At 34.0% G+C, this 25,735-nt stretch carries 22 protein-coding genes; 6 read left to right on the forward strand and 16 right to left on the reverse strand.

The window, feature by feature from the left end; translation table 11 throughout:
* The first annotated feature begins 166 nt into the window (after positions 1-166).
* Positions 167-1,726: an ArnT family glycosyltransferase gene (locus tag C1Y58_RS14455; protein WP_105616790.1), complete on the forward strand. Its 1,560-nt coding sequence runs from the start codon at positions 167-169 to the stop codon at positions 1,724-1,726.
* Between the two features lie 5 nt (positions 1,727-1,731).
* Here C1Y58_RS14455 and C1Y58_RS14460 read toward each other — a convergent pair whose 3' ends face one another.
* Genes C1Y58_RS14460 through rffA form a run of 6 tightly spaced genes read right to left on the reverse strand, consistent with a single transcriptional unit; the run spans position 1,732 to position 7,262 of the window.
* Positions 1,732-2,448 carry an ABC transporter ATP-binding protein gene (locus C1Y58_RS14460; protein WP_105616791.1) on the reverse strand — a complete coding sequence of 239 codons (717 nt, stop codon included), beginning with the start codon at positions 2,446-2,448 and terminating at the stop codon, positions 1,732-1,734.
* Complete coding sequence (locus tag C1Y58_RS14465; RefSeq protein ID WP_105616792.1) at positions 2,432-3,235, reverse strand: ABC transporter permease; 804 nt, start codon at positions 3,233-3,235, stop codon at positions 2,432-2,434. Before C1Y58_RS14465 ends, C1Y58_RS14460 begins: the two co-directional genes overlap by 17 nt.
* Positions 3,226-4,152 carry an ABC transporter substrate-binding protein gene (locus C1Y58_RS14470; RefSeq protein WP_105616793.1) on the reverse strand — a complete coding sequence of 309 codons (927 nt, stop codon included), beginning with the start codon at positions 4,150-4,152 and terminating at the stop codon, positions 3,226-3,228. The genes C1Y58_RS14465 and C1Y58_RS14470 overlap by 10 nt, the downstream gene beginning before the upstream one ends.
* A complete protein-coding gene (locus tag C1Y58_RS14475) occupies positions 4,149-5,396 on the reverse strand; it encodes an ATP-grasp domain-containing protein (protein WP_105616794.1) in 1,248 nt (415 codons plus the stop codon). The genes C1Y58_RS14470 and C1Y58_RS14475 overlap by 4 nt, the downstream gene beginning before the upstream one ends.
* Positions 5,393-6,115: a glycosyltransferase family 2 protein gene (locus tag C1Y58_RS14480; protein WP_105616795.1), complete on the reverse strand. Its 723-nt coding sequence runs from the start codon at positions 6,113-6,115 to the stop codon at positions 5,393-5,395. Before C1Y58_RS14480 ends, C1Y58_RS14475 begins: the two co-directional genes overlap by 4 nt.
* Positions 6,108-7,262 carry a dTDP-4-amino-4,6-dideoxygalactose transaminase gene (gene rffA, locus C1Y58_RS14485; protein WP_105616796.1) on the reverse strand — a complete coding sequence of 385 codons (1,155 nt, stop codon included), beginning with the start codon at positions 7,260-7,262 and terminating at the stop codon, positions 6,108-6,110. Before rffA ends, C1Y58_RS14480 begins: the two co-directional genes overlap by 8 nt.
* Positions 7,263-7,345: 83 nt before the next feature.
* Between rffA and C1Y58_RS14490 the strand changes: the two genes are divergently transcribed.
* Positions 7,346-7,564: a sulfurtransferase TusA family protein gene (locus C1Y58_RS14490; protein WP_105616797.1), complete on the forward strand. Its 219-nt coding sequence runs from the start codon at positions 7,346-7,348 to the stop codon at positions 7,562-7,564.
* On the opposite strand, the gene C1Y58_RS14495 is transcribed toward C1Y58_RS14490, so the two are convergent.
* On the reverse strand, positions 7,561-8,460 hold the full coding sequence (locus C1Y58_RS14495) for a LysR family transcriptional regulator (RefSeq protein ID WP_170311600.1): 900 nt from the start codon (positions 8,458-8,460) through the stop codon (positions 7,561-7,563). The genes C1Y58_RS14490 and C1Y58_RS14495 overlap by 4 nt on opposite strands.
* 363 nt (positions 8,461-8,823) lie before the next feature.
* Here C1Y58_RS14495 and C1Y58_RS14500 point away from each other — a divergent pair, with 363 nt between their 5' ends.
* The 4 genes from C1Y58_RS14500 to C1Y58_RS14515 all read left to right on the forward strand — a co-directional run bounded on the left by C1Y58_RS14500 (position 8,824) and on the right by C1Y58_RS14515 (position 11,929).
* Entirely contained in the window at positions 8,824-9,531 is a 708-nt protein-coding gene (locus tag C1Y58_RS14500; RefSeq protein WP_105616799.1) for a YeeE/YedE thiosulfate transporter family protein, read from the forward strand.
* Positions 9,532-9,626: 95 nt separating this feature from the next.
* Entirely contained in the window at positions 9,627-9,854 is a 228-nt protein-coding gene (locus C1Y58_RS14505; RefSeq protein ID WP_105616800.1) for a sulfurtransferase TusA family protein, read from the forward strand.
* A gap of 48 nt (positions 9,855-9,902) precedes the next feature.
* Positions 9,903-10,466: a YeeE/YedE thiosulfate transporter family protein gene (locus C1Y58_RS14510; protein WP_105616801.1), complete on the forward strand. Its 564-nt coding sequence runs from the start codon at positions 9,903-9,905 to the stop codon at positions 10,464-10,466.
* A 224-nt stretch (positions 10,467-10,690) separates the two neighbouring features.
* A complete protein-coding gene (locus C1Y58_RS14515; RefSeq protein ID WP_105616802.1) occupies positions 10,691-11,929 on the forward strand; it encodes an FAD-dependent oxidoreductase in 1,239 nt (412 codons plus the stop codon).
* A 101-nt stretch (positions 11,930-12,030) separates the two neighbouring features.
* Here C1Y58_RS14515 and C1Y58_RS14520 read toward each other — a convergent pair whose 3' ends face one another.
* The 9 genes from C1Y58_RS14520 to C1Y58_RS14560 all read right to left on the reverse strand — a co-directional run bounded on the left by C1Y58_RS14520 (position 12,031) and on the right by C1Y58_RS14560 (position 25,731).
* The gene (locus C1Y58_RS14520) at positions 12,031-13,485 is read right to left on the reverse strand and encodes a sulfatase-like hydrolase/transferase (RefSeq protein ID WP_105616803.1); all 1,455 of its coding nucleotides are present in this window, start codon (positions 13,483-13,485) and stop codon (positions 12,031-12,033) included.
* A 26-nt stretch (positions 13,486-13,511) separates the two neighbouring features.
* Entirely contained in the window at positions 13,512-15,491 is a 1,980-nt protein-coding gene (locus C1Y58_RS14525; protein ID WP_105616804.1) for a DUF5107 domain-containing protein, read from the reverse strand.
* A 77-nt stretch (positions 15,492-15,568) separates the two neighbouring features.
* On the reverse strand, positions 15,569-16,447 hold the full coding sequence (locus C1Y58_RS14530; protein WP_105616805.1) for a carbohydrate ABC transporter permease: 879 nt from the start codon (positions 16,445-16,447) through the stop codon (positions 15,569-15,571).
* A gap of 67 nt (positions 16,448-16,514) precedes the next feature.
* Entirely contained in the window at positions 16,515-17,417 is a 903-nt protein-coding gene (locus tag C1Y58_RS14535) for a carbohydrate ABC transporter permease (RefSeq protein ID WP_105616806.1), read from the reverse strand.
* A gap of 96 nt (positions 17,418-17,513) precedes the next feature.
* Positions 17,514-18,914, reverse strand: coding sequence for a type 2 periplasmic-binding domain-containing protein (locus tag C1Y58_RS14540; protein ID WP_105616807.1), 1,401 nt, complete (start codon positions 18,912-18,914; stop codon positions 17,514-17,516).
* A gap of 131 nt (positions 18,915-19,045) precedes the next feature.
* Positions 19,046-20,908 carry a sensor histidine kinase gene (locus tag C1Y58_RS14545; protein WP_105616808.1) on the reverse strand — a complete coding sequence of 621 codons (1,863 nt, stop codon included), beginning with the start codon at positions 20,906-20,908 and terminating at the stop codon, positions 19,046-19,048.
* Position 20,909: 1 nt separating this feature from the next.
* Entirely contained in the window at positions 20,910-22,520 is a 1,611-nt protein-coding gene (locus C1Y58_RS14550; protein WP_105616809.1) for a response regulator transcription factor, read from the reverse strand.
* Positions 22,521-22,769: 249 nt separating this feature from the next.
* Positions 22,770-24,125 (reverse strand): sulfatase family protein, encoded by a 1,356-nt coding sequence (locus C1Y58_RS14555; RefSeq protein WP_105616810.1) that lies wholly within the window; start codon positions 24,123-24,125, stop codon positions 22,770-22,772.
* A complete protein-coding gene (locus C1Y58_RS14560) occupies positions 24,112-25,731 on the reverse strand; it encodes a tripartite tricarboxylate transporter permease (protein ID WP_105616811.1) in 1,620 nt (539 codons plus the stop codon). The genes C1Y58_RS14555 and C1Y58_RS14560 overlap by 14 nt, the downstream gene beginning before the upstream one ends.
* Between the last annotated feature and the right edge of the window lie 4 nt (positions 25,732-25,735).

Below are 25,735 nucleotides of genomic sequence, written 5' to 3' on the forward strand. Positions count from 1 at the left end.
GGGTCTATGGAGCAGTGAGCCACGGAGGGCGAACCTAGCTGTCTAAGACATGGACGTCTTTCCAGCTAGCGTAATAGATCCCCCTACATGCTTGACTCTATGTGATACAATCCCCTCTAGATTATTTCCCCTCTATCCCTTATAATATTGGAAAGAGGTGGCACATATGAAAAAATTATCGATTTATATAGAAAAAGAATCCCTTATCTTATTACTTTATTTAATTATCTATTTTTTAATAAATTTATTATTTTTAGATACCTTCCCCTTTGTTCATTCAGATGAACCTTGGTTAAGTGGTTTAACCAGAAACATGTTGGCAACAGGAGATCTTGGCACAACAGAGACCTTTTTTAATCTTTATCCAAGATACCCTCATGCTATTAAAATACTTTTTCATCTTTTTCAAATGCCCTTTTATCTTTTATTGGGTTATAACATAACAAGCTTTCGTTTAATGTCCTTACTGTTTTCCATAGCTTGTCTTTATAGCTTCTATAAAATCTTAATAAAACTACAAGTAAAGACCACCATGGCTTTAATGATTACCATATTACTAAGCCTTAACATCCAGTATATTTATACCTCCCATATGGCAAGACAAGAGATTGTCATACTATTGTTCTTTTTATTAGCATTCAATACCTATCTAAAACCCTTTAGTACAAGGCTTCCTTCTTGGTTGATTCTTGGAAGTATTATCGGGTTAAGTATCGGTATTCACCCTAATAGCTTTATTTTAGCTGTAACTTTTGGTTGTCTTTACTTATATGATATAGCCACAAAAGAAAGAACATTTAAAGAACTTATTTACCTTATCATAACTGTAACATGTTTTGCACTTCTATTTGTGGCAATGAGCCTTAGCATGAATACTACTTTCCTACATGATTATTTAAGTTATGGAAGCCAATTAGGCATCACCATGACTCTACAAGATAAAATTATGGGTATCGTCCCTTATTATCTTAAACTATTTAAAGGAATTAGCGGAACCTATTTCATCCCTCCTATTCAGCTTGAACTCATCGTTATTACCTGCTTATGGTTCGTAGCCTTTATCTATGGTTACTTTAAAAAAAATCATACATTTATAAGGCTTGCACTTGTTATATTAGCCATTCAAATCGCTTTTATCATTGTTGGAAGGTATAATGCTACCTACGTAATATTCATCTTCCCTTTTGCCTATATGAATCTAGCTAAATTACTTGATGGAATAAGTATTGCTGTAAGAAAAGGAAGCTTAATATTGTTATCCATGTTAACTGTCCTTTGCATCTTTTCAGTTATTGAAGATGTGAAGATTATTAAAACCTCCTCTCCTAATACTTATGATCAGTATTTAGAGAAAATTGCTCAGTATGTTGCCCCTTCAGATAAGGTATTAGCTAATCTTAATTGTGAGTACTATTTTGATAATGGTCAACTACTAGATTATAGAAATTTAGCTTACTTAGATAATGAAACCTTTGAAGAGTATATAAGAAATAATCATATTAAATATATCCTTTACCCTGAAGAAATGGATTATATTTATCGTAATGTGAACTGGCAAATTTTATATGGTGACATGATTTATTACGAAGATATGAAAAATTATATTAATAATAATTGTCAAGAGGTAGGTTCCCTCACCTCTCCACTCTACGGTATACGCATCGTTAAATATATGATGGATTATGATTGGCAAGTCACAATTTACAGAACCGATGTAGTGGAGTAATAAATTTACTCCATTTCTTGTCGAACCCTTTTACACATCTCACTATATGCATCCGTATCTTGTAGTGGTTGCTGGTTATGAATCAAAACAGCTCCCTCTTCTTTTAGAACAAGAATCTCTGTAGACATCTTGATAGCCTCATCTACATCGTGAGTAACAAATAGAACCGTTATATTCTCTTGCCTCCATAATGTCTTAAGAAGCTTTTGTAGCTTTTCTTTTGTATGAACATCAACACTACCAAAAGGTTCGTCCATCAGTAGTATTTCTGGCTCACAGGCTAATGCTCTTGCAATGGCAACTCGCTGTTTCATACCGCCTGATAGTTGATATGGATACTTCTTAATAGCCTCTTCAAGCCCTACTTTTTTAAGGAGTTCTACTGCCTTTGCTCCACGTTCTTCTTTGGGGACCCCTTTATACTTCAAGGCAAATTCTACATTCCCTTTAACAGTTCGCCAAGGGAATAATTGATCAAACTCCTGAAATACTAAGATCCTCTTCATGGAAGCACCCTCAATAACTTTATCATCGATGTATATGTTACCTTCCAGTGCTTCATCAAATCCGGCTATGAGCCTAAGTAGAGTTGTCTTTCCTATACCTGATTGACCCACAATAGAGAGAAAGCGTCCTTTCTCAAGAGTAAAGCTTACATCCTTAAGAACAACTTTATGATCATATATTTTTGTTAGATTCTCCACATTAATGTATGATTTCATTTTTCATTCCCCACTTAACAATGGTCTTTTTCTCTATCCATACAAAAAGAGTATTTTCAACTAAAAATCCTACTAAAATGATGGCTATAAGTCCTGCATACATCCCTGCAGTGTCCATGAATACTCTCTTTTCAAAATAATACCAACCAATACCACCCATCATGTTCATTGCTCCAAAAATCATTTCTGCGCTGATTAGTGCCCTCCATGCTCGTGACCAGCTGATCCTTAATCCTGCTAAAAAATAGACACCACTAGCAGGAAGTAGAATTTGAATAAAACGCGCCATACCATCCAATTCATAATTCTTTCCAATATCTGTGTAAATGCTTTTGGTGGATTTAAAACCTGTAGTCATATTAATAGCTAACGGCCATAATACAGAGTGTATAATGATAAAAAGAGCTGCATCTTCACCAGTTCCTACCCATAAAATAACTAAGGGCATTAATGCTATTCCAGGTAAGGGATGGGCTATAACAGTAAGGGTATCAAACAAGCTATTGAATACCTTCGATTGACTATTCAGATAGGCCATAATGATACCTACTAATGTAGCTATAATCATGCCAACGAATATGATTCTTAAGGAATAATAAATCTGTATAAACAAGTCTCCCTTTATAAGTTCCCACCACAAAGCCTCTAGTATATCAACCATAGAAGGAAAAATACTCGGATTCCATAGTTTCAAAAGGTATAATACTTGCCACAAGGATAACAACAGAAGGGTCCATACCAACTTTTGGACCCAACTTTTCTCAAAAAGATCTTTTATTAATCCCATAGAACTTCCTCTAATCCATAATTTTCTTTAAGATACTCATTCCTGTACATAAAATCAATAAATTCTTCTACACCTTCTACAGCATTAGAATAGACCATTCCTTCTTGGTTGAGGTAGCTTTCCAATACTTGTACTTCCATATTATAGACTTCTGCTAAAATACTTGTAGCCTCATCTTTGTTATTGTTCATGAAATCAATAGAACGATCAAGAGCTTTTAAAAAAGCTTCATAATGTTCTCTACGACTATAAAATTCTTCTGTTCCAACCCCAACAATAAACGTAAAGGAGTGACCAACCGCTTCTTCTCCTGTTACAACTAAATGATGCTTAGGATTATCTAGTTCCATGAATAAGTAAGGAGGTGAAGTAAAATGTGCACTGATCTCCTTCCCAGCTTCCAGCGCCACCATTCCATCGGGATGTTTAAGGGTCACTAACTGCTCATCAAATACAGAGGCATCCCCTAGTTGTTTCTCCGCAGCCATAGACAGTAAGATATGTTGAATACTTCCTGGTTGTGGTAAAGCAATTTTATCTTCAAAGGCTATATCTTCTAAACTCTTTATATCAGGATCGTTACTCACTAACCCTAAAGGACAGCTTGATAGACCAGACATGATCTTCCACTCCATCCCATTATCCAATCCAATAAGGAAAGGGGGGATCCCCATAAATCCTAAATCCACTTCATTAGCTAGCATAGCTTCCCGAATTGCAGCCGTGTTCCCGAGTTTTTTCCATTGTATCTCTGCATCTGGGAGTTCTTCTTCCAAAAAGCCTTTTTCTTTCATGATCTGTAAAGGTGCATATGCTAACCCATATTGCTCTGCGATTTTAACTGTCTTTACCTCTTCCTTCATACATCCAGTGAATAAAAGAGCTATACACAATAAAGAAATCCATATTTTTTTCATTTGATTTTGCCTCTCCTTCCCCTGATGACCAAATTGTTGCCTTTTTTATCCTTAATCACCATGGTGTCATAAGCTTTATTAATGTTATCTATTAAGTCCTCTTCATCCTTACCAGTGATAATCATATAACCCGCCCTTTGAGTGGCATTAATCCGAGGTTGAAGGGTTTGTCCTACATCTACATTATAGTTCATATTGTGTAAACCTTGACAGTTTAACATCTCCTCACGGGACGTCTTTCCCTCTATAGTACCTTCATTAGCAAAAAACAGTTGACTGGATAAAAAGCTTTTATTTTCATGAATATCATAACTCTTCAATGCTGTGTAATCCACTTCTTGCCCCATGGAATAATCAATAACCATTCCTAATATATCAATACCTGTAATCAGTGGTATAAACTCATCCTCATAGGCACCACCAATTCGACAGGCTATTTCATTTACAAGTACTCCTTTATTCCCAATAAGCATCTGAAAGTAAATAGGTCCATTTTCTATATGGAAAGCTTCTACAATTGCATGACTAATCCTTATAATCTCTTCACCGTAGTCTTCCATATATTTGGATGGAAACTCATGTGAGGAACATATACCAATATGAAGCTGATCTTCAAAGGTTACTCGATCTGTTATGGTAATAATTTTTGTATCACCATCTTTCACCCAGCCTGTTATAGTAACTTCCTCACTGTCATAATAGCTTTCAAGAAGAGCTTCCTCTTCTCTCGAATAGCTTAGAGTCTGATCAATGAATTGCCGAATTTCATCAGCAGTATGTAGTTTATAAATACCCCTCTGACCTTGAGAATCTAAGGGTTTTAAAACAAAGGGTGGTTCAATTCCAACTAACTGAGCATCTTTAAACTCTTTGGTTAATAAGGTATATGGAACTATAGGAATGTCATGATCCTTTAATATTTTTTTCATAGCCTTTTTATTCGTTACATTATACCCTGTTTGTTCATCAAGAAACCTAGGTAGATCTAAGGCTTCTGCTATACGATTGACCACATAGACCGGTTGATCTGTTCCAGTTGTCATAATGCCACTTATGTCTCTTGTTTTGGCTAGTGCCAATGTAGCATCCACATCAAAAGTACTGGCAAGTCCTACTTCATCAGCTATAGCTTTACCCGGTGAATCTTCATAATAATCAGTAGCTAATACTCTATAGCCCATTTCTTTTCCACGACTAATGGCATTACATTGTGCTTTACTGGCACCTAGAATCATCAATTTCATTGAGTAATCTCCTCTATTTCATACTGGTTACCATGCTTGCGAAATGGTTTCAAACAAGGTGTAAAGTAGGTTATTAGTTTCATGTAGAGTCTTAACAATCTAGATAGATTATAATTAGAACTACCTTCTTTTCTTTTTCTATGGTTAATAGGTATATTAGCTACCCTCTTTGTATAATGGAAAATAACTGCCGATAAATAGATAAACCGATAAGGATACCTACTAATTATTTTAACCACATCACTGGTCATGATTCGATAACTACTAATTTTTATTGCTTTTGGTTTTCCGATAATGGTATTAAAAAGCCAATCTGTTAACATCGTTCCTATGCTCCGGTATTTAGCATGTTGCTTTTGAAAAGGTATACCATAAACCACGTTGTACCCCTCTTTAATTTTCTTATAAAGCAAAGGAATGTCACCTGGGTCATGCTGACCATCATCATCCATAGTAATGCAATAAGCGCCTGTCACGTGGCGGATTCCACACAAGAGAGTATTCTGTTGTCCAGCATTTTCCCTAAGTTTAATACTCTTAATCTGCTTAAATTGATGACTTAACCTTTTCATCACTTCATAACTATCATCTTTGCTTCCATCATCTACTAATAGAATTTCATAAGTGAAGTTGTTCAGATTAGCATCTATTTCATAGCAAAGTGTCTCGATAGATTTTGCCCCATTATAAACAGGAATGACAATGGATAAATCAACCATATCTCTTGACTCCTTCAACAAAGAATGTTTGGATACAAGTACTAATATACTCTATTTCTTCATCCTTTAAATCAGGATATAAAGGTAATCGAATAACACGCTTCCCCAAATCCTTAGCATGGAGAAAATCACCTTTTTGATAGCCTAGTTTACTCCCCATAATACTGTCATGTAAAGGTACAAAATGAGTAGCAGTTCCAATACCCTTTCTTTTCATAAAACCTTTAAATGCTAAAGCGTCCTTCACATGTTTAAATTGAATAAAAAACAAGTGATAGTTTTGCTGATTAGCTGGGGTAGGCGATGAATAACTCAATATACGATCATCTAGTATTTCTTTCATAGCACTTTCATAGTACTCAAATATATGCTTACGTCTCTTTTGAATCTTGTCCATCTCTAATAATTGGGCATATAAATAGGCCATGAGCATTTCAGATGGTACGTAGCTAGACCCTACATGAACCCACTGATAATAATCTACCTGACCTTCTAAAAAACTCTGCCGATCTGTACCTTTATCACGCAAGATCAGTGCTTTTTTATATAACAAGGTATTATCATTAATAGCTAATGCGCCGCCTTCACCACACCCTACGTTCTTTGTGGAATGAAAACTAAAACATCCAAGATGCCCGATGGTGCCTAGAGGCTTCCCCTTATATGTAGCCCCTAACCCTTGAGCAGCATCTTCAATAACAAATAAATTATGTCTAGCAGCTACTGCCATCAGTCGGTCCATATCGCAACTGCTACCACCATAATGGACGATAAGAATAGCCTTGGTTTGCTTTGTTATTTTTTTCTTCAGTCCATCTAAGTCCATCTGTAGTGTTTGTGGATGAACATCAATGAATACAGGTTTGCCCCCACTAAGAACAACAGCATTGGCTGTAGAAGGAAAGGTAAAAGTCGGCATTAAAACTTCATCATCCTGACTTATATTCAACAATTGTACAGCCATTTCTAGGGCGTGGGTACATGATGTGGTCATGACGATTTGTTCTTCCTGTAGAAGAGATGCTAGGTGTTCTTTCACTTTAGTTGTATACACTCCACCTGATCCGATGGCACCTTCTTCAATGACTTTTCTTATATAATTGAGCTCATGTCCTGTAATTGTCGGTCTAAAAAAATCAATGTACATATTTTTCACCTTTTCAATTATGCCTTTTTAGTCTAAAATATAAGTAACCCAATTGGGAGTAATATTATTTTGAGGTGATTACAATGAAAAAGATCGATTGTTTAGGCGACTTTTGTCCAATACCAGTTATTAAAGCCAAGGATGCATTTAAAAAATTAAGTCCAAATGAATCTTTTATGATAATAACAGATCATAGTTGCGTTGTTGAATCTCTTTCCGCTCAATTTAGTAAGTTCAATTGCATTATAGAGACCGACGAAGTTATCAACGGCGTTTGGGAAATCACTGTTACTCGTCTTTAACAAAAGCTTTTTTGACCAATTTGTTTGAAATACTCAATAGTATCCCTTGCTTCCTTTGATACACTATCCATCTTTTTACTCACCAAATATAGTTCATAGGTTAAATCCAGATCCTTCACATCAATGATCTTCATGTTCTTTAAATACAAATCTCTCTTAACGGCAACATAGGGTAAAAATGCTGCTCCAAAGCCATTGTTAATGGATGATTTGATAGCACCTATATTATCTATTTCAAAGATAATGTTTAGATCACTAATGGTCTTACATTGTTGTCTTAAACGATTTTCTAGTAGTTGTTTTACATTATGATTGGAAGTTGACCATATTAACTGTAAGCTAAACAGCTCTTCAAAATCAATCTGTTCCTTTACATTATAGCTCTCAGATGCTACTAGTACATACCGTTCCGTACCTATTTTGTGAACATTCATAGAACAGTCTTCTTTTGGTTTCTGATCGATGATACCAAAATCACATATATCATTTTGAACATCTCGTAACGTATCTTGGTTAGAGCTTGAGACGAGCTCATAGCCATACTTTGGGAACTTTTGCTTAATACGATAAAGCACACATGGTAAAGAATAGGTTACCAAAGACCATGTGGCATTAATGCGAATCTTTGCATTGTTATGATCCAATTCATCCATAGCTTCTAACATTTTATCATAGTTAATTAAGATGTTCTCAGAGTATTTTAAAACAATCTTCCCCATCTCTGTTAATTCAACACCTTTATTACTCCTCTTTAATAAGGCTTGGCCTAAACTCTCTTCCATCTTTTGAATCAGCTGGCTTAACGCTGACTGAGATATATGGGATTTCTTAGCCACTTTGGAGATACTTTTTTCTTCCGCTATTTCACAAAAATATTGTAAAGCTTCTATATTCATAAACATCCCTACCTCGTTTATATAATAACTTCAAGTTCATTTAAATTTTCATGTATATTTATGCATCATCTTAGATAATAGCTATCCCTCTTTTGCAAGCTATGAATGCAACGATTGCATAATGTGTTAAATAAATAACAATCTCGTTTTTACTTATCAGTATACTACTACTATACAACAGGGTCGTAGGCATTTCAATATAGTAGAATTAATTTCCACATGACAGCCTATTAAAAAAAGTAATACAATATTAATAAAGGTAATATAGTATAAGTCATTTTTTATGTTATGATGTTTTTAGGAGATTGTTAAATACAAAACAGATGTTCAAAATAAGTTAAAATTGCATAAAGGAGTGATTCGATGAGTGATGCTGTTAAGGTAGAAAACGCTTCTGGCAGTTCATCTATTAGAAGATCCTCAACTCGGTCACGTACTCGCCGCAAGAAGAAAAATCAGCTTCCAATTGGCATCGTTGTCTTTGTCCTTATTTTATTAGCAGGTGCTTACTTCGGTTTTCAATCTGCTTCACTGGGACTTCAATGGATTCTTGGTATATCTTTTGGTTTCATACTTCAAAAGTCAAGATTTTGCTTTACTGCGTCTATGCGTGATCCATACTTAACAGGTAGTACTTCAATAACTCGTGCAGTACTCATTGCCCTTGCTGTAACCACAATTGGTTTCACAGCTATTAAATACGGTTACTACATCAACGGATTACCTATTCCAGGTATGAGTTATGTTGTACCTATTAGTCTAGCTACGATTATCGGTGCTTTCGTTTTTGGTGTCGGTATGGTTATTGCTGGTGGTTGTGCTTCAGGTACACTTATGCGTGTAGGTGAAGGTTTTAGCATGCAGGTGTTATCTCTTGCATTCTTTGTTATTGGTTCACTTTGGGGTGCCCACGATTTCGAATGGTGGAGTTTCCACATCATTTCAAAAGGTCCTAAAGTATTTTTACCTGATGTCTTCGGATGGTTCGGAGCAGTTGTAATTCAATTACTAATTATCTTATGTTTATATATGGTTGCTGTAAAATATGAGCAAGCCAAAACACAGGACTAAACGATTTATGTAGGTAACTCAATTCCTACGCCAGAACTATTATAATCTTAATATCATAATAATATATCATAATATTAAAAATGGAGGAATTAAACATGAAAGAATATGTTATTGATTCATTTGGAGAAGCTTGTCCAGTACCTTTAATTAAGGCTCAAAATAAAATTAAAGAAATCGAAGTTGGTGACGTTGTTGTTTTACAAATCGATCACAGCTGTGCTATGAAAAACGTTCCTGAGTGGGCTCGTAAAGATGGTCACAACGTAGAAGTTGAAGAAGTAGATGATGGCGAGTGGGAAGTAATCATCGAAAAAACTCACTAATAAAGGTCCTAACCTCTTGAACACATTAATTCAAAGGAGGTGTATCATTTGGAGGCAAAAACTGAGGAAAAGTTTTTTAATAAAGTTCAAAAAAATGAATTCTATAAGAAATGGCTTAAAAGTGCATGGCCTTACATAACTGGTGCTATCCTTTTATCCTTATTTCAAATCGTTACGCTTGCTACAACAAGTGACCCATGGGGTGTGTCTGGTACTTTTGCAAACTGGGGTGCTTGGATTTATGAAGCTTTTGGTGGTAGCGTAGATAAATGGTACTACTTCAGTAGCGAAGGAGCTCAGGCTACACTAGAAGCTGGCTTACTTGCTCATGGAGGCTCTATAAGAAATATCGGGATTATCTTAGGAGCATTACTTGCTACTCTTTTAGCTTCACAATTTAAATTTAAGAAGATAAAGAGTAAGAAGCAAGTCATCGCTGCTGTATTAGGTGGTCTCATGATGGGTTACGGTGCTCGTATTGCTTTTGGTTGTAATATTGGAGCATTATTCAGCGGAATCGCATCCCTTTCCTTATCTGGTTGGGTATTCGCTATCGGTATGTTTGGCGGTGCCATAATCGGAAGTAAATTGTTAGTTAAATTTTTTATGTAACTTTAGACACTTACACATTTTTCTACTTTCAATTATATAAGATAATTTCATGATTACTATAGAGATTAAATTCTTGAATCATGAAATTATCACACATTCATTATCTTTTTAAAGAGAGGAATTCTTGCATTTAATGCTTGCATTCCTTTCTTGCATTTTAAGGTTGTTATTACTTTTTCTTATGTTGTATAAGGAAATTCATTTAAACGAGGAGTGTTATGACTATGCCAAGAGAAAAAAAGATTGAAAACTATGACGTTGTAATCATCGGAGGTGGAGCTGCTGGTTTAACAGCTGCTATTTATGCAGGACGTGCTCGTCTTAATACATTATTAATCGAAAAAGCACTAGTTGGTGGTCTAGCTACTTACACTAACGAAATTGAAAACTATCCTGGATTCCCAAATAGCCCAAAAGGTGAAGATATTACTAACTTAATGAAAGAACAAGCTAAAAAAATGGGTGTTAAGTTCAAACTAACAGATGTTAAGTCTGTTGATTTAAAAGGTGAAGATAAAGTTGTTGAAACTTTTAGAAATAAATACATTGCGAAATCCGTTATTTTAGCCACTGGTGGTCGTCCAAGAATAACAGGTGCTAAGAATGAAGAAAACTATCTGTTTGATAAAGGTATCTCCTTCTGTGCTACTTGTGATGCTGCTGCAAATACAGATAAGCATGTTGTTGTTATTGGTAGTGGTGACGCTGCTATTGAAGAGGGTATGTTCCTCACTAAATTTGCTAGCAAAGTAACTGTTTCTGTCATGCACGATGAAGGTATTATGGACTGTAATGAAATTGCTAAAGAGGCTGCTTTAGCAAACCCTAAGATGGAGTTTGTATGGAATACAGTTGCAGATTCTTTTGAAGGTGAAGGACATTTAGATAAGGTTGTCCTTAAGAACTTAAAGACTGGTGAATTAGTACCTGTTGAATGTGACAACTGTTTCGAATTCATCGGTTACATTCCTAACACAGAGATCTTTAAAGATCAAATCGATTTAACTTCAAGAGGTTATATTATCACTAATGAAAAGATGGAAACTAACATTGAAGGTGTTTACGCTTGTGGTGATGTACGCGAGAAGTGGTTAAAGCAAGTAGCTACAGCTGTCGGTGATGGTGCTATTGCAGGTTTTGCAGCTGAAAAATATATTGCTGAAAGTGAATGCTTCCATGATATTATCATGCAAAAAGAGAAACCCGGCTTAATCTATCTATACAATGCTATTGATGCATCATCAAGAGAATTGCTCACATCAATGGAAGAAATCCAAGGTAAATTCGATGAACAAGTTGTATTGAATAGAGTAGATATCTATAAATCTACAGGTATTGCTGATCGTCTAAATGTAGAAAACTTCCCAGCTGTTGTTATTACAAAAGATGGCGAAGTGGTAAAGACCATGACTGAAGATATCAATGTTGATGAAATCATGGATACCTTCAACTCAATTGCATAGATAACCCATAATTATTGCCAATGTCAACTTGTACCCTCCAATCACAAGTTCGGACATCAAAAAGAGCTTATTTTCCTCCTAAGAAATAAGCTCTTTTATTATTATTTACTTTTTACGTTATTTTTGCGATGAGATATTGTTTTCTCAGGGTATTTATTTCTTTGTTGTTTCCACCATTTATCCAATTGATGTTTAAGATCTTCTCTTTCATATTTATAGGAATCAACATTATATATGTTTCTTACCTCTGCTATCTCATCCATCAAATCATACATCTCATAAATAGGCTCATCTTCACCACATGCAAGCCGCATTAATTTAAGATGATCTTTTCTTAACATTGTTAGATTATAGTCTTTTTTCTCTCCAATGATGGAATAGGTCTCATTTCGCCACTTGGTGTTATCATTGTTTAATAAATCCACTAAACTACGGGATTCAATATTATCTTTTTTCCATTTCTGGTCTCCCGCAATATCTAAAATAGTTCCATATAAATCTAAGCTATTAACGACTTCATCTCTAATCGCTCCTCTACTGTTGCCATGAGGTGGCTTGATAAACATAGGCACTTTACAACAGGCATCATACATCTGCCCTTTAAAAAATAATTCATATGCACCCATGTAATCCCCATGATCAGAAACAAAAATGATCATTGTATTATTCCATAGTTGGTTTTCTTTTAGATAACTTAATAGTTTTCCAATATAATGATCGATCATTGAAATTTGCCCATAGTAAGCAGCCAATAATTTTTTATAGTCTTGGGCACTATAAGTTTCGCTTATCCTTTTCCTAAGATTTCCTACTGTTTTCTCAAAGATCGGACTTTTTTCCATAGAAGCATAGAATTGTGGTGGTAATTCAATCTCCTTATGGTCGTACATGTTTTTCCAAGGTAATGGCGGCATATAGGGTTGATGTGGTCCAAAAAATGAAGTGAACAAAAAAAATGGCTTTTCTTTATCTCTCCGCTCCATGAACTGAATGGATTCCTCTACAGTCCAAGGAATATCATGTTCTTCTTCTAAACGAAAATCACTTCCCATACTAAACTGAAAGATATTACTATCAAAACTCTCCTCGTCCTTATCAAATAATACTACTGGATCAATATTCTTATCATCAAAATAATTATCTCTTAACCACTCTAAATAATCAGAATAGCGATCGTCATCTGCATAAGTTGAGTAGGGTGCATCATTTAATTTTCTATATTGAAAACCGAAGTTATTTTTATGAGGCACAAAATGTAATTTCCCACAAAGTGCTGTTGAATAGTCTTGCTTAATCAGCCTATCTGTCATCAACTCTGTACCTTCCTTGAATTCAACCCAATTGTTGATAACGCCACACCCTGGTGGGTATTGACCACTCTTTATAGCGGCTCTTGCTGGAGCACAAACAGGTGATGGTGTATAGGTATTACTAAAGACTATGCTTTCTACAGCAAGGCTATCTAAATGGGGCGTTGAAGGGACTTTTTTACCATAGTATGAAACACTATCAAAACGCTGCTGATCTGTCATAATCATCAAAATATTGGGTTTCACAAATCTTCCTCCACTCTTACTTATACCTAGTGCATTCTAAAATCATATTTTTTAGGGATAATGATATCTTCTTCTTTTACTGCAGGGTTCTTCTTTTTAAATAGAAGTATCCACAGTTCAGTAATTGAAACTTCTCCTTCTCGAATATCATCTACCATTAGTCCACCATCTGAGTCCATGATTTCAGAAGCTTGATCCACATCTCCTGTATGCGCGTATGCAAATGCTAGATACATCTTAATGCGGCCTACCTTCTTTAAACTCTTATCAAGCATAGCATAACATTCAATAATTGCACCATAGTACTCATTATTCAATAATATCTTCAGACAGCTTTCACATAAAGAATAATCATTACTTTTTAACTGTATAGCTTTTGTAGCATATTTGACTGCTTTTTTAATTGCATTCATGTCTATATATAAATAAGCAAGAGCATGGTAGGCCCAGGGGGTAATGTCTAGAATTATTGATTGTTCAAAACAAATTAGTGCCTTTTTATAATCCTTATAATACTTATACATGATCCCTAAGTGATACCAAACATACCAATTGTCTATTCCTTCATTTTCTGAGGATTTTTCTAGTATCTTAAGCCATTCTTCACCAAGCATAAAACTCTGTGGTACCTTATTTACATCTTTATTATCAAAATTACCTTCTTCTAGTAAAGTGATCCAATCTTTAATGTTATCATCTTGCCTTGTGAATTCAAGGTATTCACTTATAAGTGGTTCTCCTTGCTTTTCTCTTCGTAGATTTTCTAATCCACCAAATCCACTTGCGTTACTTTTAAGATCAAACTTTTTCTTTCCTATTGTATGTTTTGTTTTCGTTACTAAATCATTTAAATTGTACTTTCCCCATAGTTCTTCTATGACACAGTCTACTGCTAGTACTGCATCGGAATAGTTATTGAACACTTGCTCTGGGGGTAATTTTAAACTAGTATAACATTCCACCCATTCCCAAGCTGTATGAGGCGGCATTGGAACACACTCATATTGAGTTTTTGCAAGACCGGCTTGAATTTCTATATATTTTCCAGCTTCTTTAGTTAATATATCTTGCCAATTATCTGAACCTTGGAGATGACCCCATGAAAATAGTTTTCTTCCTCGTAATTTATCAGAAGAAAACTGAAGAAGCCCATACCCCGTTTCATCCAAGTTAGTAATGTACTTTCTTTTATTTTCTTCAATATCAAAGAAATAATCGACAGGTGCATCTATATCATTATAGTATGTAATATCTTGATTGATTTCATTGTCAATCGGAATAGCAACCTTTCGAATACTAGGATTGATAGAATTTTTATAAGAGGATGTGGCTGGTACAACAATTCGCCCATGGTCAAACTCGGGAACCGCTATATTGGACCACCAATACATAGGTATCATCTCATCATTACGATTATCAATTCGCATACGGCAGAATAGAATATCAGAATCCTCTTCTAACCAGAAATCCATTTGATAAGTTACTTGACGATTTCTTTCAAACTCGTACAATCGTAAAATGGGTATGCCATCTTCTCTTACAGTTTCTGCTACATTCATTGGTTCACAAGTAAAGGATGAATGACCTATAGAACCAATATTCCATTCAACACCTCCACTGAACCAAGCATTCCTTATAGCTAGATTTCTTGGCTGAATCACATCATTAGTATAGAGCAAATTACGCCCTTCTTTCTTATCAAATAACTCCCAAAGCCTTCCACCAAATTCTGTAAGAAATGTAGCTTTCAAATATTTATTTTCAAGTACGGCTACATTAACTTCTTTTCCTCTTAAATGAGTAGTGTATTGATTTTTCTCTTTATAAGGGAAACAGCCAGCTATTTTGCCATATCCAATAAACAGCCCTTCATCTTCTGACAAGTGATTCTCTTGCTTTTCTTTATTCTGAACATTAATCATTTCACCTAAAGATGGTACAGATGAATCACCAATGAATTCAACACTTTCATATACTTTTTTTGTTAATGTTAACGTTGGTTTCAAAAGACAATTACCTCCTTTATAATCTTTATGTTAATCCCTTTAGTTTAAATCAGTTCATTTTCCTATCATTATGTCAATTATCCTTTCACTCCACTTGTTGTTATGCCTTCTATAAAGAATTTTTGTGCGAATAAAAACAGTATCAATACCGGAATTAATACTAATGTTGCCGCTGCCATTTGAGTGGTATAATCCGAAGCCATTGAAGTAGTGAATAGCTTAATTCCAACAGTTAACATTTGTTTTCTCGTGTCGGAAATAAATATATACGGGTTCATGTAATCATTCCAGCCCCATACGAATGTAAATATAGTCATGGTAATCATTGCAGGTTTAGTTAGAGGTAGTATAATTTTATAAAAAACTTTAAAATGACTACAGCCATCAATAATTGCTGCCTCAGAAAGAGACATTGGGATCGTTATAAAAAATTGCCTCAACATAAATACAAAAAAAACATCAAAGGTACTTGGTAATATTAAACTCCACATGGTATCTGTAATATTTATGAATTTAAAAATTACATATTTAGGTATAATGGTAACATCAGGAGGCATCATCATTGCTGCTAAAAAAACTAAAAATATTATATCTCTTCCTTTAAATCTCAATCTAGCAAATGCATAGGCCGTCATACTTACAATAAAGGTTTTTAATGCTACTGTTAGTGTAATCATCGTTAATGTGTTAGCATACCACCTAGTAAAGTAATATTCTGGCAAGAATAAATTCTTGTAATTTTGTAAGATAAACGTTCTGGGGATGAGTTGAATAGGGTATTCAAACATTTGGTTTAATGGTTTAAATGATGAAGATAGCATGAATAAAAAAGGGTAAATATTTAATATTCCAATAATTAATAAAATTGCTGTTAATATCAACTTCCCTACTATTCCTTTTTTATTTTTCTCTGTCTTTACTAACCACTTGTTTGTATTGGTACGAATCTCTGTCATTTCTATCTCCTTTCTAATAACTTACTAAAACTTCATATATCACTAAACTCTATTCAAGTATCAAGTTTTAGTAGCTTACAAATCTTCTCTGTCCCTTCCATTGAATAACAGTAATAATAAGAATAAAAACAAATACAAATATAGCTTGGGCACTTGCATACCCCATTCTATAAGAAGCAAATGTTTCCCTAACAATGTTTAGGGCTAATACCCGTGTAGACGTACCTGGTCCTCCTTCAGTAAGCGCGTGAACCACACTGAAGTTTTTCAGAGAGCTTATAATGGATGTAATGGTCAAGAAAAATGTTGTTGGTGAAATCATTGGCAATGTAACGTGAATAAATGACTTCCAACGATTAGCACCATCGATCTGTGAAGCTTCAATGAGTTCCCTAGGCACCCCTTGTAAAGCTGCTAGATAAGTAATAAATTGTAGTCCCATTCCCTGCCATACTGCAATGATTACCACTGTTGGCAAAGCTGTCTTTGCTCCCATTAACCACATGGGCGGATTAGTCATTCCTAATGTCATTAGTAAGTTATTAATAGGACCTTCAATGGGATCGAGTAATAATCCCCATACAATTGCAATAGCAACTATATTGGATATATAAGGCATGAATATCATGGTCTTAATAGCATTTTTTGCATATATTTTCTTATTAACCATTAAAGCTAACATAAGACTTAATAACATGATTAAAGGAACATATATAACCGTATATTGAACACTTTTTGAGAATGCTTCCCAAAAATATGGATCATTAAACATCTCTAAGAAATTATCAAAAAATATAAATCTCACTTCACTTATTTTACTTATAAATCGTAAATCTGTCATGCTTATTACAAAAGATAAAATAAAAGGTAGTGCGTGAAAAATTAGAAATCCTAAAGCATAAGGAAAAATAAAGAGAACTCCAGTCAATGCTTCTTTCTCTGCTATGGATAATTTCTTTTTTTTCATCATAAAATTCTTCCTTTCAATTCTCGAGTTTATTGATATTTATGTTTTTTAAAAGCCTTGCAAAAAGCAGTGGCAATCACTACTTTTTGCAAATTATTCTTATTTATTTAGATCATCATTGATAGCTCTGTTAGCTTTCTCTTTAATTGATTTCATCGCTTCTTCTAGACTCTTTTCACCAATACCGTAAAGTCCACCTTCTTCATTGAAAGCTTGATTAATTGCTACATCACCAGGACCTACGATCTTCTCCGGATATACAATCCTTTCTGGGTCAAACCAAGCATTTTTTATATCGTCTACTGTCACCCCATCTTCAACAAATGGAACGACCAATTGCTCTGTAATATATGTATCTAATTTTTCTTGACTAAGGTCTACTCTCGCAGGTACCCTCCCATATCCTAACTTGTATAGATCCTCAGCAATAATTGTAATAGCTTCAAAAGCTTCTTCTACATGTTGGGAAGTTGTAGGTATCCAATAATTCCCCGTTACAGAAAGAGTTGATTTATCATACCCCTCTGGGTAAGGCATTGGTAATATACCAAAATCCCAATCTCTAGGATATTTTTCTTCATCACTCATTAAGATTGTTGTCCAGCCACCGCAAACAAACATACCGTAATTTCCTGTAGTGAAACTATCATATGGTAATTGTTTACTATTCATGGTCAAAAAATCTGGTTGTACTTGATAGTCATTTCCAAAAGCATAATTGAATGCTAAGGCTTCAGCAAATGCTGGATCATCATGATTTGATGAACCATCTTCTTTGTAATGTGGAACACCTTTTTGTGTAGCTAACATATAGTTGTAGTTGTTCCATTCTGTAACCATATATGATCCGTAAATACCTTTTGAAATATCGGTTAATTTTTCTGCTGTTTCAATATACTTTTCCCATGTCCAGTTATCTGCTGAAGGATATTCCATCCCTGCATCATCAAATATTTTTTTATTATATAGCGTTAACCATATATCTGAAATAGCTGGAACCCCGTAAATAGTACCATTAAATTTAGGAAGAAATTGACCAAAAGACCCTTCTAAATCGTAGCCAACATTATTAGCTAATTCTTCAATAGGCATTATAACCCCTGCACTATGCTTCCTTTTCATATTTGGATAAGCATCATAACAAATATCAATTTCTTCTCCGCCCATTAAGCTAATGAGTAATTTATCTGCTTCTCCGTCCTTATGTTGTGGAATAGTCCATGCTTCTACTTTAATCCCTTTTTCAGCTAATAAATCAATCATATCCTGTGTTTCACCTCTCTGAGCCTCCTGAGCAGTAAGAGCCCATTTTAACACATAGTCCTCCCCATTATCACTACTATTTACTTTAGAACCTACATCTCCACCATTTTCTTTTTGGCTATCACTGCTTGTAGTACCTTGTGAATTCTCTTCACCTGAGTTAGTGCAACCACTAAACCCACTAACTAACAGCGTTGCCATCAATAACAAAGATATCATTTTTTTTATCCTAGTCATTACAAATCCTCCCCTTCTTATGTTTTAATAGAATAAATGTAACGTTGCTATAAACATTACACTAAAAATTATAATATTGTTAGTTCAATCAAGCTATAAAGCATTTTTTGCATTTATAGTGTTTTTTTGTACTATTCCATAAGGGGCATTTTAATTGTCACAACTGTCCCTTGATTCAATGTACTTTCAATCCTAATCCCATACTCTTCTCCAAAATAAAGTCTTATTCTTTCACACACATTAGATAGTCCTATGCCCCCATTCCTTTTCATTTCCTTCACGTCTACTTCTTCATTTCCCATATCTTTATAGGTATTTAACTTATTCATCACTACATCTAATCTATCTTTTACCATGCCTTTTCCGTTATCTTCTATGATAAATAATAAGTGTCCAACATCTTCTAATACTGTAATCTTAATGTATCCCACCCCTTCTAATGGTTCAATGCCATACATAATTGCATTTTCAACTATGGGTTGTAAAATTAATTTTAATGTCTTATAAGCCTTAATATGTTCATCTTCTAAATGAATCGTCATGTCAAACTTGTTACCATATCGTATTTTCTGGATGTTCACATAAGCTCTTACATGATTGAGCTCTTCCTCAACAGGTACAATGATTTGTCCCCGATTGACAGATATCCTAAAAAACTTTCCTAAACTATAAGACATCTCACTAATATCTTCTGCGCCAATAGATCTTGCTTTCCACACAATAGACTCTAGAGTATTATAGAGAAAATGAGGATTGATTTGAGCCATTAATGCATCAAGTTCTGCTGTTTTTTTCTTTTTTTCAAGTATGTATTCTTCCTCTATTAATTGATTAATTTTTGAAATCATATTATTATAATATTTTGCCAACTTACTGATCTCATATTGTCCTTTAATATTAACACTAACATTAAAATTTCCTTTCTCTACTTCTTCCATGGACCTAATAATCCTCTTAATCGGTTGAACAATTCTATCCGAAATCATGGTTATGCTAATTCCTGCAATTAATAATAAGATGACTATTAGTAGTATAAATAAAAAGTATATTCTACTAATGTCTTTATAAATAATGTTCGTGGGCATGACTGCAATAGTAATCCAATTCTTCTCATTAAGAGATTCATGAATGACTAATTTATTATCACTTGATATAAAATAACTATTTTCAGGATTATTAAGAACCTCATGAATAATCGTAGAATGATTCTCCAGATTCTTAGATTCTATCATCTCTAGTTGACTATGGGATACTAAATGACCATTTCGATCAATGATAAATACTATGCCCTCTTTAATTAATTCACTGTCACTATATTTTTCGTAAATGGCTTTTTCAGAGATGGTATAAATTTGTTCTCCAATGTATTTTCCACTTGTTGCTCGAATCATGTTTCTTCGAGCAATAACCACATTATTGATTCTAGATTGACCTGCATCTTTTTCTGTAAAGATATTATCTGTTAATGGGTACCATTTCACAGTTAAATCCTTGCTTATTTCGGCTTTTCTTATTAAATTGTCAATATAATTTTGTACAATACTATCCTCATTAACAGGATAGGATAGATTATAGACCTCACCATCATCATTAATAATAGCTGCTAAGTTAATATGTTCTTGATATATAAAATACTGCTCAGATAACTTTTTACGGATTAAAAAGGTGTCCACTTCTTTTTGCCTATTGCCTATATATTGTTCTTTATTATACCTTGATAAATATTCGTTTATGTCATCATCATTGATAATAAATTCTGATACTGCATATAATTGCTCTTTTAGCATCTCATCAATACTCCTATTGATTTGATTAATAGAATCCTGAATGAGTACTGTTGAATTTTCACTAATAATTTTTTTTGAATAGTTTAACATAATCACTGTAATAATACTTGTTATTAAAATAATAATCGTAAAATTCAATAAGATTAGCCGATGTTTTAATTTTAATTTGTCCCAATAACGCCATAAATTATATAATCGTTTTTTCATATCACATATGTCTCTCCCTATATTGTGATGTACTCATTCCTGTATACTTTTTAAAGACCTTTATAAAGTGAGATGTATCTGCATACCCCACTTGATTGGCTACTTCATAGGTCTTAATTGTGATATCTTTTAATAATTCCTTTGACTTATTTACTCGAAGTTTTATTATATAATCAGTGAAATTTTCTCCAGTTTCTTTTTTAAACAGCTTACTTAGATAAGCATGGTTTTTATTGAACTTATCAGCCACCATGCTTAGTGACATTCCATTATCAGAATAATTCTCATCCACATATTTTTTTGCCTCCATAATCAACTTTGATTGATGATTATCTCTTCTTTGATCAACATGTTGTCTACATTTTGATAATATATCTAAAATCCACTTTCTTTTTAAATCAAGGTTTTCAATACTACTAATTTCTGTAATATTATTTTTTCTATTATGAATGATATCATCCATATCTAAATTAAAGCGTACTGCATATCTGGCAATAGCATAGTAGAGTTCATACCATAATTTGTCGATGTAATCATATCTTTTCATAAGTTTATTCTTTAGATTATTAAATACTTCATCCAAAATTACATCTATATTGTCTTGACCATTATAAAAAATGAAATCGATGATTTTATCACTGTTAAATCTATACTCAAGGTATTCCATATCTTCCACATCCATTATATCCTTATAACATGTAATACTCTCATTGCCTAAATAAATCCTTTGCTTTAATGCTTCAACTGCCTGATTATAAAAATATTTTAATTGGACAATGTTAGAACACTCTTCACTTACCCCTGCTGATAAAGTAATACTTTTTAGTTCATATACAACAGACTGTAATTTTTCAATGAATGCAATAACCTGTTTAAAACAATCATCAGTTTTAAAGTTGTAAATACCTATAATCATTTGATTTTCTATATAAAAACTACCATTACCAAATTCTTGTACTAACTGATTGGCTAAATACATTAGGGATTGTTTAAGCAGGTAATTTTGCTCTTCTGAATAATTTATATTTAATATACTGTAGTTATCAAAGCTCAATGCTATAACCGCTAATCGTTCACTCACAAGGTGAATATCATAAAATTTCATTTTTTCTTTAATAATTAGTTGGTCACTATATAATCCATTGCAAATCTGTTTCAAGAAAATTTGGCGCATATAAGGTAAACTCTCAAGTAGTTGTTTTTTTAATTCTTTATTTTCTTTAATCCTTTGATTCTTTTTATCAAGCCTTGCCTTTATTTTCATTGAGACTTTTTCAAAATCCTCGTAACAAGTCGGCTTCAATAAATAGTCTACAACATGGCATTTAATTGCTTTTCTATAATATTCAACTTCACTATAACCACTCAAAATGACAATTTCTAAATCATTGTACTTTTCTGAAATAATATTCATTAGTTCTATTCCATCCATAGTAGGCATTTTTATATCTGTTAAGATCACATCGGGTTTGTATTTTTCGATTAACTCTATAGCTTCTATGCCATTTTGACCTTGTCCAACTACTTCAAATCCCCACTTCCCCCAAGGAATGGTATTAACAATCCCTTCCCTTATGATTAATTCATCATCAACAACGATTAATTTATACATCCCTTACCTCCTCATATCACTGCCTTCGACATAAAAAATTATTAATATTTAATTATACAATGTATAGTATTTAATTCCTATATGCTATATTTTATATACGTGGTGTATATTTGTCTATGGATTTCCACGTATCCCTTGCCATCAAAAAAAGGAATTGATTATATCAATTCCTTTTTTGATAAAACTATTGCTGTTTTTTCTATCTGTTAAACAAGTATAATACTCTTCTCATGAGCCTTTCTTGAAAACTTAATTCATTATTATTGGCTTCTTTTCTCCCGCTTTCCTCATCTCCTTTATAAGTATATCCTTCATTTCTTCCTTTACCTTATTATATTTAGGATTATCAATTAAGTTAGTTAGTTCATAGGGGTCATTTTTAATGTCATACAAAAATTCACCTCTATAACTATCACTGTCTTGATAGATTCCTCCATGTTTATTAGGTGCATAAACACTATAGAGATATTCTTCTGTCCGAACACATCTACCAACACGACTTTCACTAATTTGAGAAAAGATCACGTTATCACGTTCTTTATAATTACCTTCAATTAGAGTATGTAAATCCTCTCCTATCATCCCATCACCAACATCTATACCTGCCATAGTAAGAAAAGTTTTTGGTAACGATGCTGTACTAACTAGTTCCTTTATTCTCTTTCCATGATTAAAACCTGGACCCGAAATAATCAATGGTACATGTAAACATCCTGAATGACATGAGCGCTTATAATCATCATACCCATTCAAATGGCTATCAAGATTCCTCGTTTTAAAATGAGAACCATGGTCGGATGCGTAGACAATAATCGTATTGTCATAAATTCCTTTATCCTTTAATTTTTGCACTAAGCGTCCGAGATTATCATCAAGACTTTTACAACATCCTAAATAATCTGGGTATTCTTCCTTCGCATTACCAATCAGAGCTTTTAAATCCCCTGGCAACTCATAGTCCTTAAACCTCTCTTTTGAACCATCTGGACCTTCATAACGATTTCGATCATTTTGATGGTGAGGTTCAATATGAGAAATAGTCATAAAAAATGGCTTCGCCTTGGCATATTGATCTATAAATTCCAGGGCATAATCGGTTATGCAGTCAACTCTATAACCTTTGAACTCACATTTATTCATATGCTCATCAAATACATATCCATCATATCCATGGGATGTAAACTCAAGGACATCAGAAGCCCTCCAAAACCCTGTATAACCGCCTCGTCGCTCTGGAGGTATAGCTGTTATCGTATAATCAATCTCTGGTTTAGATTCTAGCTCACCATCACTTGCCAGATGCCACTTACCGATATAAGCTGTTTCATAACCACCTTCTTCTAAATAGTTAGCCAATGTCTTACTATCAAGCGGCAATGCAATATTATTCCTATAACAGCCAATCTGCGTCGCATATTTACCAGTCTGAAAAATAGCTCGACAAGGTCCACATACTGGTTGTGGTGTATATGCCTCATCATAGATAACTCCATGTTTTGCTAATCGATCAAGATTTGGAGTTATATTTAATTTCTGACCATAGACTCCAATGGTATCCCATCGCTGTTGATCTGAAAAATAAAAGATAATATTAGGCTTCTTCATGTATCATACCCTCCTTAATTGGTTCTGATTTCATCTTTCCTGATTTCATCTTTCCTGCACTCATATTGGATTTCATTAACATAACAATAACAATGAGTATCAGTATAATGAAGGCAATTGAAATTGGTCTAGATGTAAATATCGACCAACTACCATCTGAAATCACCATGGTTCTTCTAAAATTCTTTTCAGTGAGTGCACCTAGAACAAGACCTAGTAATACCGGTATAGTGGGATAATCTACCTTACTCATGATGTAAGCTATAATACCGAACACCAACGCTACTCCAACTTCAAATAAGGAATCCTTGATGGAATAGGCTCCTGCAAAACAAAAAACCACGATGATCGGCGTCAAAATTTCCTTTGGGATAAGTACAACCTTGGCAAATAGTTTGGTCAGATATTTTCCTTGCAAAAACATAAATATATTTACAAATATAAGACCTATCATAATAGCATAAATAGCTGTACCATGATCATTGAATAAGTTAGGACCAGGCGTCAATCCATTGATCATCAACGCACCTAACATAACGGCTACTGCCCCGTCCCCTGGAATCCCAAGAGTAAGTAGTGGAATTAATGTAGCTCCAGTTACTGCATTATTCGCAGATTCAGCTGCAGCAATACCTTCCTTGGAGCCATGACCAAATAACTCCGGTTTCTTAGACATTTTCCTAGCTGTGTCATAACTTAAAAAGGATGCCATGGATGCTCCTGTACCAGGAATGATACCAATAATAACACCTATCAAACTTGATATAAAAGCAGGTCTTACAATATTCTTGCATTCAGTTAGTGATAAGTTCTCTTCATCTGTCTCTACAGACTTTCTTTTCAGTCTATATTTTTTTTTTCTGTTTAAAAATTTACCTTTATTCCCATTTCTGTTATCAGAACTCATTTTCACTTCAGAGACTACTGGACTTTTTCTTGTAATACTCTGAAAAATTTCTACCAGTGCAAATAATCCTATAAGAGCAATAACTAAGTTAATGCCTCCATAAAGATAAACATTCCCAAAAGCGAATCTCATTGTTCCACTACTGATAGCATCCACACCGATCATGGATACAAAGAGACCTAGACATCCTGCAATCATCCCTTTTAGAAGACTTTTCCCACTGACTCCTGCGATAATAGTCAAACCAAATACACAAATTAAGAAATATTCAGGTGAGCCAATTTTCATAGCCGCTTTCGCCACTTGCGGAGCAAGAAACAGTAGCACAAGGGCACTGAAAATCCCCCCAAAAGTAGACGCATATAAAGCTATGTCAAGAGCTTTCTTGGATTGCCCCTTCTGAGACAAAGGATAACCATCCATCATCGTTGCTGTGGCATGAGGTGTCCCTGGTGTCTTAATTAATATAGCTGAAATAGATCCACCATAACTACCAGCACAGTATATTCCAAGAAGGAACATAAAGGAATGGACAGCACTCATGGAATAGGTAAAAGGTAAAAACAATACTATACAAAGCATCACTGTTAATCCAGGTATAGAACCAAACACCACACCTAGAAGTAAACCGATATTCATGAATACGAAACTTCCAATAGTAAAAAATTCTTTAAACCCTGATATCAAATTCTCTATCATAATC

Origin of the sequence: Vallitalea okinawensis (genome assembly GCF_002964605.1) — a bacterium.
Lineage (GTDB): Bacteria > Bacillota > Clostridia > Lachnospirales > PQDH01 > Vallitalea_A > Vallitalea_A okinawensis.